11 protein-coding genes are annotated in these 14,762 nt (G+C 69.2%); 4 read left to right on the forward strand and 7 right to left on the reverse strand.

Annotation, left to right across the window (positions count from 1 at the left end):
- Nucleotides 1-34: 34 nt before the first annotated feature.
- Both ASD38_RS20860 and ASD38_RS20865 read right to left on the reverse strand, forming a co-directional pair.
- Entirely contained in the window at nucleotides 35-370 is a 336-nt protein-coding gene (locus ASD38_RS20860) for an EF-hand domain-containing protein (protein WP_056463097.1), read from the reverse strand.
- Between the two features lie 225 nt (nucleotides 371-595).
- Entirely contained in the window at nucleotides 596-2,605 is a 2,010-nt protein-coding gene (locus ASD38_RS20865) for an SPFH domain-containing protein (RefSeq protein WP_156390819.1), read from the reverse strand.
- 319 nt (nucleotides 2,606-2,924) lie between these two features.
- On the opposite strand from ASD38_RS20865, the gene ASD38_RS20870 reads away from it, so the two are divergent.
- On the forward strand, nucleotides 2,925-5,168 hold the full coding sequence (locus ASD38_RS20870) for a S9 family peptidase (RefSeq protein WP_056463101.1): 2,244 nt from the start codon (nucleotides 2,925-2,927) through the stop codon (nucleotides 5,166-5,168).
- 165 nt (nucleotides 5,169-5,333) lie between these two features.
- Here the strand turns inward: ASD38_RS20870 and ASD38_RS20875 are convergent, their stop codons facing one another.
- Nucleotides 5,334-5,864 carry an AAA family ATPase gene (locus tag ASD38_RS20875; protein ID WP_056463104.1) on the reverse strand — a complete coding sequence of 177 codons (531 nt, stop codon included), beginning with the start codon at nucleotides 5,862-5,864 and terminating at the stop codon, nucleotides 5,334-5,336.
- A 233-nt stretch (nucleotides 5,865-6,097) separates the two neighbouring features.
- Here ASD38_RS20875 and ASD38_RS20880 point away from each other — a divergent pair, with 233 nt between their 5' ends.
- Together ASD38_RS20880 and ASD38_RS20885 are read left to right on the forward strand one after the other, a co-directional pair.
- Complete coding sequence (locus ASD38_RS20880) at nucleotides 6,098-6,883, forward strand: thioesterase family protein (protein WP_056463108.1); 786 nt, start codon at nucleotides 6,098-6,100, stop codon at nucleotides 6,881-6,883.
- 59 nt (nucleotides 6,884-6,942) lie between these two features.
- A complete protein-coding gene (locus tag ASD38_RS20885) occupies nucleotides 6,943-8,415 on the forward strand; it encodes an amidase (protein ID WP_162252154.1) in 1,473 nt (490 codons plus the stop codon).
- A gap of 338 nt (nucleotides 8,416-8,753) precedes the next feature.
- Here ASD38_RS20885 and ASD38_RS20890 read toward each other — a convergent pair whose 3' ends face one another.
- Genes ASD38_RS20890 through ASD38_RS20900 form a run of 3 tightly spaced genes read right to left on the reverse strand, consistent with a single transcriptional unit; the run spans nucleotide 8,754 to nucleotide 12,213 of the window.
- Nucleotides 8,754-9,293, reverse strand: a complete 540-nt coding sequence (locus ASD38_RS20890) for a hypothetical protein (protein WP_056463111.1) — start codon at nucleotides 9,291-9,293, stop codon at nucleotides 8,754-8,756.
- Complete coding sequence (locus ASD38_RS20895) at nucleotides 9,290-10,705, reverse strand: hypothetical protein (RefSeq protein WP_056463114.1); 1,416 nt, start codon at nucleotides 10,703-10,705, stop codon at nucleotides 9,290-9,292. The genes ASD38_RS20890 and ASD38_RS20895 overlap by 4 nt, the downstream gene beginning before the upstream one ends.
- Nucleotides 10,702-12,213: a tetratricopeptide repeat protein gene (locus ASD38_RS20900; protein ID WP_056445819.1), complete on the reverse strand. Its 1,512-nt coding sequence runs from the start codon at nucleotides 12,211-12,213 to the stop codon at nucleotides 10,702-10,704. Before ASD38_RS20900 ends, ASD38_RS20895 begins: the two co-directional genes overlap by 4 nt.
- A 219-nt stretch (nucleotides 12,214-12,432) precedes the next feature.
- Here ASD38_RS20900 and ASD38_RS20905 point away from each other — a divergent pair, with 219 nt between their 5' ends.
- Nucleotides 12,433-14,229 carry a vWA domain-containing protein gene (locus ASD38_RS20905; RefSeq protein ID WP_056463117.1) on the forward strand — a complete coding sequence of 599 codons (1,797 nt, stop codon included), beginning with the start codon at nucleotides 12,433-12,435 and terminating at the stop codon, nucleotides 14,227-14,229.
- 59 nt (nucleotides 14,230-14,288) lie between these two features.
- Here the strand turns inward: ASD38_RS20905 and ASD38_RS20910 are convergent, their stop codons facing one another.
- Nucleotides 14,289-14,753 carry a zinc ribbon domain-containing protein gene (locus ASD38_RS20910; protein WP_056463118.1) on the reverse strand — a complete coding sequence of 155 codons (465 nt, stop codon included), beginning with the start codon at nucleotides 14,751-14,753 and terminating at the stop codon, nucleotides 14,289-14,291.
- Between the last annotated feature and the right edge of the window lie 9 nt (nucleotides 14,754-14,762).

Raw genomic sequence — 14,762 nt, forward strand, 5'->3', positions numbered from 1 at the left:
GGCCGGGGACATGCCCTTGCGGCGTGTCCCCAGCTCAGCGCCGGCTGAATTCCGCGAGGCTCAGAACGCCGTCGTGGTTGGCGTCCAGGCGATCGAAGGCCGCGTGAGCCGCGATCGGTCGGGCCAGCGAGGGAGCGGCGACCGCGCCGACCGCCAGGCCGGCCAGGGCGGCGGCCAGGACGCGCCAGACGAGGTTGGACCGGCTGGGTTTGGTCGCGCGGCCGGCCAGTTCCCGGTCGATGAAGATCCGGACGGCCTCGCTGGCGGTGCTCCGCGTCTCGCGGCATCGCGCCATGAAGGCGGTCTTGGTTTCGTGCGGGAGACGGACCTCGAGCACTTCGCTTTTCTTGAGCGGTTTTCCAGCGTTCATGGAACACCCTTTCAGACGTTCCCAACGGCTAGCACTTTTCCGCGCGCGCAAAAAGAAAGCCCGGCCAAAAGACCGGGCTTGAAGTCATTAGGGAGGAAACGCCCAGAAGGGCAGAGGCGCTCGGCGCCTCACGGGTGTCTGTTACCGCTAACATGGATGGGGTTGCAAGCGATTCCTGCCGGGCGCGGCGAGCTGACGCACCCGCCGCGCCCCATGCGTTCCCGCTTAGGCCTGTTCCTCCTCGTACTGAACCGGGGCGGCGTCGACCGCCAGGCCCAGCTTCTCGGACATCAGCAGGGTCAGCAGGGCCTGCATAACGCCGCCGTTGGCGCCGCCCTCCCCGCCGGCCCCGGTGATCGACACCTTGGGCACCACGTCGACGCCGCTCGTCTCCAGGGCCTGGGCGAAGCGTTCGGCGACCTGGCGGGCCAGCTGGTAGCGGGCGCCGCCCGAGGCCTCGACCTGGCTGGCGATGGCCTCGGCGGTGGCCAGACCCACCTTGGTCACCTTCTCGGCCTCGGCCCGGGCCAGGGCCACGACCTTGCCGGCCTCACCCTCGCCGAGCAGCCGGATGGCGTCGGCGTCGGCCTTGGCCAGGGTCCGGCGCTGCTGGGCCTCCTGCTCCGAGCGGGCCAGGTTGGCCTTACCGGCGTTCTGCTGCACCTGGATCGACAGCTGGCTCTCGGTGATCGCCGTCTGCTGCTTGGCGAAGGCTTCCGCCTCGCGCAGCTCGCGCTCCTTCTGGGCGGCGAACTTCTGCCGCTCGTAGGTGCCGACCTGCTCGTCGGCGATCTGCCGCTGGCGCAGCTGGGTCAGGATCTTCTCGATCTGGTCGTCGCCGCTGGCCGACGGACGCGGCGTGCCGATCAGCACCTCCTGCAGCTCGAGGTTATAGAGGCCGAACTTGGCCTTCATCTCCTCGCTCGACTGGCTCTGGATCGCGCTGCGGTCCTGCAACAGTTCGATCAGGGTGCGGGTCTGGCCGATGTTCTTGAAGTAGGCGCTGACCATCGGGTCCAGGGTCTGCTCGACCAGCTTCTTGATGTCGCCGAACCGTTGGATGACCAGCGGCGCCTTGCGGTAGTCGATGTGGACCACGACCGAGACCGGCAGGGTCGGCTCGAACGCGTCGCGGGTGATCAGCGACACCTCGGCCAGGTTTTCGTCGAACTTGTGCGAGCCCACGGCCATCGTCTCCCACTTCAGGATGAAGTTGGTGGTCGGCACCATGGTCACGCGGCCGGCATAGGTGTTGAAGGCGTACTTGCCCGGCAGCAGCGGGTCGCGCCACACGCCGCGCTCGCCGTTGGCCACCAGCTCGCCGTGGCGATAGCCCTCGCCCGAAGTGTCGGCGCCCAGCGCGCCGGTGTAGGACACCACCACGCCCACCTGGCCGACCTCGACCACGGTCTTGTTGATCCGCTCGACCGTCGCGAACAGCCGGTTGATGTAGTAGGTGCCCTCGACCAGCACCTGCAGCTGGCGACCCTTGCGGCCGCCGGCGGCGAGGAACTTGCCGGCCTCCTGGAAGCTGTTGTGATAGGTCGCGTGATCCTCGGGGTCGGTCCCGACCAGCGGCGCGATCAGCTCGCCCGACGGCAGTCCAGGGCCGTCGTGGACGGTGATCACCCCGATCTGGTCGTCTGCGTCCTTGATCACCACCGGCTCGAAGCCGCCGCGTTCCTCGATGATCTCGGCCATCTGGGCCAGCAGGGCCGCTTCGTCGCGGTCCAGGCTGAGCGCGAAGGTGCGGTCCTTGGTCACCACCACGAACTGGGCCAGGTTGATGGCGTAGGCGCCCTCGCGCAGGATCTTGCGCTGCGGCCCCTTCTGCCCGCCGGCCTCGAGGAAGGCGCGGGCGTTCTGGAAGTCGACGCCGTCGGGATGGGTGGCCAGCGTCTGGTCGGCCTCGAGCGGCGCGCCGTCGCGGGCGAAGACATAGCCGACCCGCCCCTGCGGGATCGTCACCAGGGTCTGGACGTGCAGCCGGTACTGGAACGGGAAGAAGAAATGCAGGCCGCCGCGCAGGACGTCGGGCTGGAAGCCGGCCTCCTCCTTCAGCGCGATCAGGCCGCCGGCAATCGAACCGCGCCGGCTCCACAGCTTCTCGACCACCGCCACGCGGTTGTTGCCGATGTAGCGGACCATGCCCGAGAGCGCGACAAACACCGCCGAAGCGAGCACGACAAAAAGCGCCGAACCGACAAGCGGTCCCAACGCCATGACGTTAGACATTTAGGTAGCCCCATATGGCCGCCTGGGAAGCGATCATCGCTCCATGAAACAGCGGCCAAGCTTCAGGTATGCATGCTGCGGCGCAACGCAATCATGGGGCGATCACATCGGATCACGGACGCGGGATAAGGATTACGGCACGTTCATGTGGAGTAGGTCCTCCCCCCGTAGGGGAGGCGGCGCGAAGGCGCCGGTGGGGGAAGCAGACCCACCTTACGCAAACTCCCCCTCCGTCGGCTTCGCCGACACCTCCCCCGTGGGGGGAGGATCTAACTTTCCCTGCTGACAACAGTCGCGCTTCCCCATAGCGTCCCGCGCCATGATCAGACCCTCGCTCCTGGCCATCGCGGCCTGCCTCGCCCTGACCTCGCCCGTGATGGCGGAAAAACTGACCCCGGAGCGGATCTTCGCCGACCCGGCCCTGAACGGCCCCACGGCCAAGGGGGTGGCCCTGTCGCCGGACGGCAAGCGCGTCACCTATCTGAAGGGCAAGGCCGAGGCGGCCAACGTCCAGGATCTGTGGGCGGCCGACGTCAAGGGCGGCGAGCCCTATCGCCTGATCGACTCGGCGGCCCTGTCGGCCGGCGCCAAGGAACTGTCGGAGGCCGAGAAGGCCCGCCGCGAACGGGCCCGCGTCTCGGCCCGCGGCATCGTCGAATACAGCTGGGACGAGGAAGGCCGCTTCATCCTGGTGCCGCTGGACGGCGACCTCTATCTGGACAGCGTCGCCGACGGCAAGGTCACGCGCGTCACCCAGACCCCGGGCGACGAGGTCGACGCCAAGGTCTCGCCCAAGGGCGGCTTCGTCTCCTATGTCCGCGACCAGAACCTCTACATCAAGCCCCTGAACGGGGGAGCGACCGGCGGGGCCGAGAAGGCCCTGACCACCGAGGGCAAGGACGCCCTGTCGTTCGGCACGGCCGAGTTCGTCGCCCAGGAGGAAATGGACCGCTTCACCGGCTATTGGTGGAACCCAAACGAAACCAGCATCGCCTATACCCGCGTCGATGAAAGCACCGTCGACGTCGTCCCCCGGGCCGACATCGGTCCAGGCGGCGCCACGGTGGTCGAGCAGCGCTATCCGCGCGCCGGCCGCCCCAACGCCGTGGTCGACCTGTTCGTCCAGGACCTGGCCACCGGCAAGGTCGTCCAGATCGACCTCGGACCCAACAAGGACATCTATGTCGCCCGCGTCGACTGGTCGGCCGACGGCAAGACCCTGTACGTCCAGCGCCAGACCCGCGACCAGAAGACCGTCGAGCTGATCGCCTACGACCCGGCCAAGGGCCCCAACCCGATGGTGAAGGGCAAGACGATCGTCACCGACACCGACGCCCACTGGATCGAGCTTTCCGACGACTTCCATCCGCTGAAGGACGGCAGCTTCCTGTGGTCGTCCGAGAAGTCGGGCTACAAGCACCTCTACCACTACGCCGCCAGCGGCAAGCTGATCGCCCAGGTCACCCAGGGCGACTGGCCCGTCGCCGATCTGGAAGGCGTCGATGAGGCCCGCAAGGTCGCGATCTTCTCGGCCTCGATCGACACCCCGCTCGAGCGCCGCATCTACGAGGTCTCCTACGCCAAACCGGGCAAGCCCAAGGCCCTGACCCCGGCCGGCGGCTGGTGGACCGCCAAGGTCGCCGAGACCGGCGGCGCCTTCACCGCCGGCTACAGCGATCCCAAGACCCCGCCCCAGACCGCGCTCTATGACGCGACCGGCAAGCGCGTGCGCTGGATCGAGGAGAACAAGCTGGCCGAGGGTCACCCCTACTGGCCCTACGCCGCCACCCTGCCCGTTCCCGAGTACGGCACGCTGAAGGCCGCCGACGGCGAGGTCCTGCACTACGAGATCCTCAAGCCGATCGGCTTCGATCCGGCCAAGAAGTATCCGGCCATCGTCTCGGTCTATGGCGGCCCGCACGCCCAGACCGTCAGCCGGTCCTGGCAGAAGGTCGGCGAGCGTCCGTATCTCGAGGACGGCTACGTCATCTTCAAGCTGGACAATCGCGGCAGCACCAACCGCTCGGCCAAGTTCAAGCGCGCCCTGGACCGCCGCATGGGCACGGTCGAGGTCGAGGACCAGCTGGCCGGCGCCAAGTTCCTGGCCGACCTGCCCTATGTCGATCCCGAGAAGCTGGGCGTGATGGGCTGGTCGTACGGCGGGTTCATGACCCTGATGCTGATGACCGCCCCCGACACCCCGTTCAAGGCCGGGGCCGCGGGCGCTCCGCCCACGGAGTGGGGCCTCTACGATACGCACTACACCGAGCAGTTCATGGGCAAGCCCGACGAGAACAAGGACGGCTACGCCAATTCGGACGTGGTCAACCGCCTGAAGGCTCTCAAGCCCAACAGCCTGCTGCTGCTGCACGGCATGGCCGACGACAACGTCATCTTCGAAAACAGCACCCGCCTGATCGCGGCCCTGCAGAAGAACGCCATTCCGTTCGAGATGATGCTCTATCCGGGCGAACGCCACAGCGCGCCCGGCAGCAAGACCAAGGGCCTGCATGTGCTGAAGACGCACCTGGAGTTCTTCGATCGCCAGCTGAAGGGCCAGTAGGCTCGCTGGCGTCAGCCTTCAACGCCGTGCGTAGTCCTCGCCCTTCGGCAAGCTCGGGATGAGGACTATTGTACGGGCCGTGGCAGTGGAAAACCTCGTCCTGAGCTTGTCGCCAAAACAACCTGGGGGACGAGGCTTTCGCTTCCGCATGCGTGCCGGTCCGCCCTAGATTTCCAAGGCCTCAAGCACGAACCCAGCCCGCGCGGCCACATCGATCTTCGGCAGGATCGAGACCGCGTAGCCCAACCGCTCGTAGGCCTCCAGCAACCGCTCGTATTCGGCCCGCGCCGCCTCGAAGTCGTGGGGCCGCTCGGGGTCGTTGACGTAGATCTCCGGCCACGGCGGGGTCAGGAACACCCGCTCATGAAAGCGATAAGCGCGGCCCAGCGGCTCCAGCACCGCCTCGCCGGTCGCCTGCTCCAGGGCCGCCGCCGCGTCGACCAGGCCCCGGTCGAAGAACACCCAGCCGTCCAGCCCCTCGGCCGTGGTCCGGTCCGCCAGGGCCATGGCGACCGCCCGCCGCGCGAAGGCCTCCGCATCCACCCACGGCAAGGCCGCGCCGCCGCCCGCCAGTTCCTCCCGCACGATCCGCCGGCCGGGCTCCTCGATCACGGCATGGCCGCGTTGCGCGAGTGCGGCCAGCAAGGTGGATTTGCCCCCGCCCGAGCAGCCGGAGATCACGACGAAACGATTCATGTTGGCCTCCGATTTAACGTGAGATCACACCCACTTGCCCCCACCTGACCGCTTCGCGGTCTGTCCGCCCCCATAGGGGGCGGAGGTTCGCGCCGACTCCTCTTCCCCCTGTGGGGGAAGACGACCGCGAAGCGGTCCGTAGGGGGCAAGTGTTCGCCGCACGAAGCTCCTCATTTGACTTCCGTAGCGAAAGAAGACGAACCTTCGCACACGAAACAACCGAAAGTCCCAGCGTGACCGCCTACACCGACCTGATGGCCGCCATGACCGCCACCGACGCCGGCTTCACCGCCCATGTCACCGACGACTGGCGCCAGGGCCGCACCACCTATGGCGGGCTCAGCGCGGCGTTGTGCGTCGAGGCGGCGCAGCGGACCTTCCCCGAAGCCCCGCCCCTGCGCTCGGCCCAGTTCGCCTTCGTCGGACCGGCGGCGGGCGAGCTGTCGATCCAGGTCAAGCCGCTGCGCCAGGGCAAGTCGACCCTGTTCGTCGCCGTCGACCTGTTGGGCGAGCAGGGCGTGGCCACCCACGGCGTGCTGACCTTCGGCGCGGCGCGGGCGTCGGTGGTGGCCTATGGCGAGGTTCCCTGCCCCGCCATCGCCCGGCCCGAGGCCTGCGAGCCCTTCTTCCCGGGCGACCGCGGCGGCCCCAGCTTCGTGGGCCAGTTCGAGGTGCGGATGGCCGGCGGCGCGCGGCCGCTGTCGGGCGGCGCCCCGGAATATCTGCTGTGGATCCGCCACCGCGACCCGGCCGCCCGCTCGCTGTCGGCCCTGGTCGCCTTGGCCGACACGCCGCCGCCGCCCGCCATGACCCTGTTCCCGACCTTCGGGCCGATCTCGACCATGACCTGGGCTCTCGACATCGTGGGCTTGCCGGATCAGCACGACGACGGCTGGCGACTGCTGCGCAGCCGGGCGGAAACCATCGGCGACGGCTACTCGACCCAGGACATGACGCTCTGGGACGGGGCCGGAACGCCGTTGATCGTTGCGCGCCAGAACGTGGCGGTGTTCATCTGAGGGTCACGCATGTTCGGGGGTGAAACGTGATCCGGAAGACCTTGCTGATCAGCGGCGCGATGGCCGCGTTGCTCGCGACCTCGACAAACGCCCAGGAGGCCAAGACCTCCGCCGTCGCGGCGACTCAAGCGTCGCTGACCGCGATCAAGGCCAAGAATGACCAGCTCCACGCCGTCATCGCCCTGAACCCGCACGCCCTGGCCGACGCCCGGGCGCTGGACGCCGAGCGCAAGGCCGGCAAGGTCCGGGGACCGCTGCACGGCGTGCCGATCCTGCTGAAGGACAATATCGAGAGCGCCGACGACACGGCCACCACCGCCGGCTCGCTGGCGCTGAAGGACAATGTCACGGGCCGCGACGCGCCGCTGGTCAAGCGGCTGACCGACGCCGGCATGGTGATCCTGGGCAAGACCAATCTGTCGGAATGGGCCAACATCCGCTCCAGCCATTCGATCAGCGGTTGGAGCGCGGTGGGCGGCACTGTGCGCAACCCCTATGTGCTGGATCGCAGCGCCTGCGGCTCGTCCAGCGGCTCGGGCGCGGCGGTGGCGGCGGGCCTGGCCCTTGCGGCGATCGGCACCGAGACCGACGGCTCGATCACCTGTCCCGCCGCGATCAACGGCCTGGTCGGCCTCAAGCCCACCGTCGGCCTGGTGTCGCGCACCCACATCGTGCCGATCAGCCACAGCCAAGACACCGCCGGCCCGATGACCCGCACGGTCACCGACGCGGCCCTGATCCTGACCGCCATCGCCGGCTCCGATCCGGCGGACCCGGCGACCAAGGAGGCCGACGCCCGCAAGACCGACTACGCCAAGGGCCTGGACAAGAACGCCCTGAAGGGCGTGACCCTGGCCGTCGCCCGCTTCTACACCGGCTATTCGCCCGGCACGGACGCGGTGTTCGAACAGGCGCTGAAGGACCTGAAGGCTCAGGGCGCGACCCTGGTCGAGGTCAAGGATTTCGACGAGGGCCCGATCGGCAAGGCCGAGGGCGTGGTGCTCTATACCGAGCTGAAGGTCGACCTGAACGCCTACCTGGCCTCGACCGACCCGAACAAGGTCAAGACCCGCACGCTGGAGGACCTGATCGCCTTCAACAAGGCCACCCCGAAGGAGCTGGAATGGTTCGGCCAGGAAAGCTTCGAAAAGGCCCAGGCCACCAAGGGCTATGACGATCCGGAGTACATCAAGGCCGTGGCCGACGGAAAGCGACTGGCCGGGCCGGAAGGGATCGACAAGATCCTCAAGGACGCCGGCGCGATCGCCATCGTCGCCCCCACGACGGGGCCGGCCTGGACCATCGATCCGCTGAACGGCGACCATTACGGCGGCTCGTCCACCACCCTGCCCGCCGTGGCCGGCTACCCGCACCTGACCGTGCCGATGGGCGATGTCGGCGGCCTGCCGGTGGGGCTCAGCTTCATCGGCCCGGCCTGGAGCGAGGCGTCGCTGCTGAACCTGGGTTTCGCCTACGAGCAGGCGACGATGAAGCGCAAGGACCCGAAGTTCCTGTCGACGGTGGCGCCTTAAACGCCCTCTCCCAGAGGGAGAGGGAGGGACCCGCGCTCGAAGAGCGTGGGAGGGTGAGGGGTTACACCCTCACCGCTTTTACGCGAGCGCCCTGTCGGCACGCCGTCTGGCTCAGAACCCCCTCACCCTCCCAAGCTTCGCTTGGGCCCCTCCCTCTCCCCATGGGAGAGGGTTGGAACAGGCTCAGACCTTCGGCCGAATCACATCGACCGGTGGCGGCGGCGGCGTCACGCGCGAGATGTCGGGCGCCGGGACGGGCGGCGTGCGCGGCGGCGGATAATACCGGTGCCCGCAGGCGCAAAGCGCCAGGGCCAGGCCGCCGAGAAGCAGCCCCGTCCTCAGCATCCCTGGCGTCCGTCGCCGCGCGGACCCGAGCCCAGACCGCCGTTCGCCCCAAGGCCCAGGCCTTGGCGGAAGCAGTTATTGTCGCCGCGCGGGTCCCAATACTGGGTCGAACCGTCCGGCGCGCGGTACGCCCACCGCTCGCCGGTCTCGCCGGTGCGGCCGGTGACCTGCATGTCCCCGGGTCCCTGCGAGCTGACGCGGTAGGCGTCGCCCGACAGCTTGTCGACGGCGCAGGACTCGGTGACGCCGGGCCGGCTGAGATCGCCGCGCAGGGCGGCCGACGAGCCGGTGTCGCGGTTGAAGGCGCTGACTTCGGTCTGCCCCTTGCCGCCCACGAACACCTGGGTGCCGGTGGCGCGGTCGAAGGTCATGACGTCGGGCGCCTCGCCGGTCAGGGGCGCGCCGCAGGGCATGGGGCGGCTGGCGGGACCGGGGCCAGGGCCGGATCCGACCGGGCCCTGGGCCGAGGCGACGCCGACCAGGCTGGTGGAGGCGATCAGGGCGGCCATCAGGCCGACGGCGAGCTTGCTCATCGCGGAGATCCCCCTTGCTGAGGATTGGATGGAACATAGGGCTGCGGCGAACCGGGACCGACCGGGCCGCCGGCCGAGGGGGCGCCGGCCAGGACGGGCGTCGCGACGTCGGCGGTGACGATCGCCGCGGGCCAGTAGCCGTCGAAGTCCTGCCGCGCCCGGTCGCGGGGCGTGCGGAACAGCTCTGGCCCCTCGAACCACGGCTGACAGGTCAGCTTGCCGTCGAAATAACCGGTGATCAGCGCCTCGCAGCCGCCGGGCTTTGCGTAGACCCGGTTGTCGCGAGCCCGAACCTTGGCGCCGTTGTCGGCGAACAGGCCGGCGCGCATCACCCCGGCGATGGCGTTGTCCGAGGCGTAGACCGTGCCCGAACCGGCATAGATGCCGACGTCGGTGGCTTCCAGCTTGCCTTCCAGCACCCTCAGGTCGGCGTTCTCGAGCACCACGGCCCAGTCGCTGTCGCGGACCACGGGCCGCAGCAGGGTCGTCTCGTCGCCCCCGCCGACATAGATGCCGCGCGAGAAGCCGTCGACATAGAGGCCCTCGATCTGCACCAGCTGCGAGCGGTTCATGCCGGCCAGCACGAAGCCGGCCGAGTTGCGGCTGCGGCTGGAGCCGGTCCAGTCGCCCAGGCGGATGACCCGCATGTCGCGGATGCGGCTGTCGTCGCCGGCCTCGAACGCCGCGCCGATGGCGGTGGCGGCGACCTCGACATTGTCGGCCATGACCGTGCCGGTCGCCTTGACCACCGCCTGACGGGTGCGGCCGATGAAGGTGGTGTCGGCGACCTCCAGGCGGCTGTCGCTCAGGTCCAGGGCCGAACCTTCGCCGTCGTAGCGGATCACCACGTCCTTCAGGGCCAGCTCGGTGGCGCGGCCGGTGATGCACGAGGCGGACCCGGCCCGCGTGGCCTCGATGCCCACGCCCTCGATCACCACATAGGCCACGCCGGGCGCGATCCGGATGCAGGGTTGATCGACCGGCGCGACCAGGATCGGCCGGTCGCGCGACGGGACGTAGCCCTCGACGACGATGTTGACCGAGCGGGTGATGTTCAGGGAGTCGACACAGGCCCGGCCGCCGCGCGACCGCAGGGTCAGGGTGCCGCCTTCATGGAGCCGCTCCAGCGCGTCGCTGACCTCGCCCGGATAGGCCCGGCCGCAGTCCACCACGGCGTGATAGCGCCCGCCCCGGCCGTAGTCGTAACCCGGGCCGTAGCGCGGCCTGGGCTTGCGATAGTGCCTGGTCCGACAGCCGGCCGACAGGTTCGGATCGAGCAGCAGGCCGAAGCACGGACGGATCTGCTGGTCGATCTTGGCGTCGGGCGATCCCGCGACGGCGACCTGCGGCGCGACGCCGAGCGCCAGGCCCCAGACCGCCAGGGCCGCGACAAGCGTGCGGAGGCGGATCATCGATAGTCCCTTTCGGCATAGGGCTGGGGCCGAGGCTCGCCGGCGGCGCGCGGCGGCCGCGAGACCTGGGACAGCAGCTGTTGCAGCCGCCAGACCGACGGCTTGAAGCCGGCCAGGGCCCCGTCCAGCTGGTAGACCACGGCCTTGGCCCGGTCCTGGTCCGCCACGCCCTGCAGGCCCAGCGAGAAGAAGGTCGACATGGCGTACTTGGCCTCGGCCGACCCCTGGCGCTCGGCCTCCTCGTACCAGTGATAGGCCCGGGCATAGTCGCGCGGCACGCCCACGCCTTCGGAATACATCACGGCCAGGACCAGCTGGGCCTTGGAGGAGCCGTTGACCGCCGCGTACTGGATGGCGCGGACCTTCTCGATGCCCGACAGGCGGCCCGTGACCGGACGGCCGATCATCGACTGGAAGGTCTGGGCTTCGTTGGTGCTCAGCATGCGCTCGTCGAGCAGCGGCGCCGGGATCACCCGCAGATAGGTCAGGGCCTCGCCGATGTGCACGAACGGCAGTTCGTTCAGCCGCGCCAGGGCCGCTTCCTTGGCGTCGCCCGACGGATCGCTCTCGTCGGAATGCGGAACGCCGCTGTCGGGCGATTCAGGCGGGTAGAATTCGTAGGGCGGGATCCAGCGCTTGGCCTTGGTCTCGACGAAGCCGCCGTAGGACGCGCGCTGCGGCGACGAGCGCTCGAAGTCCTTGAGCATCACATAGGCCGACACGTCCCCGGTCTGCACGGCCAGGTAATTGTAGAGATAGGCGTCGACGTCGTTGCGGCGGAACAGGTCCAGCGCGGCCGGCGCGCCGGTGCGCTTGGGCGATCCGTAGGCCTCGATGGCCTGCAGATTGTCGGACGGCTCGCCGAACGGGCCGAAGAAGCCGTCATGCATGCGCGCCAGGGCCCGGTAGCCGTCGGCCCCCTGGGTGGAAAGTATGTAGATCACGCGGTTGCGGACCTTCTCGCGCTCCTCGGTCGACATGCGCGACAAAAGTCGGTCCAGGGCGCCGTAGGCCGCGTGGCGTTCGAAGGCCCGGCAATCGTCGAATCGCGACAGCGGTCCCTGGTCCTTGCCGCCGCGACGCTCGTAGGCGGCGATGGGCGAATAGCCGCCGGCGTTGGCCAGAGCCATGGCGTACCAGACCGCCGCCTCGACGGGGTCCTCGAGATTCTTGTCGACCGCGCGCTGGCCCTCGTAGCGACGGGCCAGCTCGAGCTGAGCGAAGAAGTCGCCGCGGAAGCCGCCCTGGCGAAGGCCGCGGATTTCCTGCTGCTGCTGATTGAACTGGCCGGAAACCCCCTGCGCGGCCTGGGGCCGGGGACAGGCGCTGGCGCGCTTGTGAAACAGGAAGCTGGGTCCGGTGTCGCAGCCGACGAGCGGAATCACCACCGCGGCGACCACGGCTCCGACCGGCAGGCGGCGGAGCAGCGTCGCGCGATTATCGACCAGATAGGCCAGCCCACGCTTGAGGGCGGCGAGATGAGAAACAGCATTGCTGGTCTCGTGCATCGCTCCCCCTCAGCACGCCGTTAACCATGATTTACAAATCACTCATGTGCTTGGCCGTAGAGACTGTCAAGCTCGCGGAACGTCGTTCGTGAGACTGTCTCGAAGATGCCCACAGAAGGATTCTCGCCTCAGGCGAATCCCTGGGTTTTCAGTCATGGCCCAGCTTTCGCCACAACGGGCGCGCCAGCTTGATCCGCAACCCTGGGAGGATTTCAGGTCATGGCGTCAGGTCTCGTTCGCGTCCTCGGCTCCACCGCTCTTTCGCTCTTGATCGCCAGTTCCACGACCGCCCCGAGCCTTGCCTCGCCTTCGCGCGGCGACGGGGCCGCGACGCCGGAAGCTTGCGCGGCCCTCGGCTATGCCCCGCCCGAGCGACAAGACAGCTTCACGACCACCCAGGCCCGAAAAAGAAGCGCCCTGACGCAGTACGCCCCGACCGGCGTCGCGCCGCCGCCGCTGCCGATCCCGCCGGTCCAGGAACGCTTCGCGGGTCCGCCGCCGCCGCTCCCGCCGCCCCCGGCTCCGATGGCTTACAGCGGCGCGACGGCGGACATCGGCGCCTTCCCGTCCGTTCGGCCCAACTTCCCGTCGCCGGCCCGCGACACCGAGAAATACCCCGGCGCGGCGGCTAACCCGATCAAGCGGGTGGCCGAGGAGCCGGTGTCGACCTTCTCGATCGATGTCGACACCGCCGCCTACGCCAATGTCCGCCGGTTCCTGAACGAAGGCGCCGCCCCGCCGCGTGACGCGGTCCGGGTCGAGGAGCTGGTCAACTATTTCGACTACGGCTACGCCCGCCCGACCGCCAAGGACGAGCCGTTCAAGGCGACCGTGGCCGTCGTGCCCTCCCCCTGGTCCAATGACCGTCAGCTGCTGCACATCGGCGTCCAGGGCTACGCCGCGCCGCGCGCCGGCCAGCCGCCGCTGAACCTGGTGTTCCTGATCGACACCTCCGGCTCGATGTCCGGTCCCGACCGCCTGCCGCTGGCCCAGAAGGCGCTGAACGTGCTGATCGACCAGCTGCGGCCGCAGGACCGCGTGGCGATGGTGGCCTATGCCGGTTCGGCCGGGGCGGTGCTGTCGCCCACGGACGGACGCTCCAAGCTGAAGATGCGCTGCGCCCTGACGGCGCTGCATTCGGGCGGCTCGACCGCCGGCGGCCAGGGGTTGAAACTGGCCTACGACCTGGCCAAGCAGAACTTCGACCCCAAGGCGGTCAACCGGGTGATCCTGGTGACCGACGGCGACTTCAATGTCGGCATCGCCGAGCCGGCGCGCCTGAAGGACTTGGTGGCCGACCAGCGCAAGAGCGGGGTCTATCTGTCAGTCTACGGCTTCGGACGCGGCAACTACAATGACACGATGATGCAAGCCCTGGCCCAGAACGGCAACGGAACGGCGGCCTATGTCGACAGCCTGCAGGAGGCCCGCAAGCTGCTGCGCGACGACTTCGACAGCGCTCTGTTCCCGATCGCCGACGACGTGAAGATCCAGGTCGAGTTCAATCCGGCGAAGGTCAGCGAATACCGGCTGATCGGCTACGAGACCCGGCTGCTCAATCGCGAGGACTTCAACAACGACCAGGTCGACGCCGGCGAGGTCGGTTCGGGCGCGGCGGTGACGGCGATCTACGAGATCACCCCCGCCGGGGCCAGGCCCTCGTCCGACCCGCTGCGCTACGGCGCCACCCCGCCTCCCGCGGCGGGCGGAAGCGAGCTGGCCTTCCTGAAGATCCGCTACAAGCCTCCAGGCGGCTCGACCTCGAAACTGATCGAACGCCCGATCGGCGCCGGCGACGTGCGTCCGAGCCTGGCCGCCGCGCCGGAGTCGACCCGCTTCGCGGTGGCCGTGGCCGCCTATGGCCAGAAGCTGCGCGGCGATCCCTGGATCGACGCCGGCTTCGACTGGGACGCCGTCACCGGCCTGGCCCAGGGCGCGCGCGGCGAGGATCCCTACGGCCTGCGCGCCGAGTTCGTGCAGTTGGCCCGGGCGGCGAAGGACGTGAAGGGCAGCTAGAGCGAGACAGCCGAGCGTGGAGGCCGGTTTCGGCGCCCGTCACGCCGCGATGTCCGAAGCTAGAGCTTTTCGCGCCGGACCCGGGCGATGGCCTTCAGCACCTCGTCGCGGTTCTTGGCCGCCTTGGCCCAGGCCGGCAGGCGCGAGACGATGGAGGCGTTGCGGACCCCGCCCTCCGGGGCGGGCGTCTCTTCGCGCAATCCGCCGGCCAGATAGCGTTCCAGATAGTCGAGGTGGTCCTCGTTCCAGGCGACCAGGAACCCGTGCCGCGTCTCGGCGCACAGGCGCGGCGCCCGGCCCATGAACGGATCCAGGATCACGCCCATCGGCGGCGCCGGCTGGTCGCGGGTCAGGCCGCAGGCCTCGCAGACCAGCCGGCGGGCGGCGGCGTCGACAGGCCGCTCGCCGGGCTCGCCGACATGGATCACCGCCTTGCCCCCGCAGGCGGGGCAATCGACCAGCAACCGACGGCCGAAGGCCTCGGGCGGCAGGGCCGCCACGCGCGACCGGGATGTCTGGCTCATGGGCTCTCC

The sequence above is a fragment of the Caulobacter sp. Root487D2Y genome, assembly GCF_001427165.1.
Taxonomy (GTDB): Bacteria; Pseudomonadota; Alphaproteobacteria; order Caulobacterales; family Caulobacteraceae; genus Caulobacter.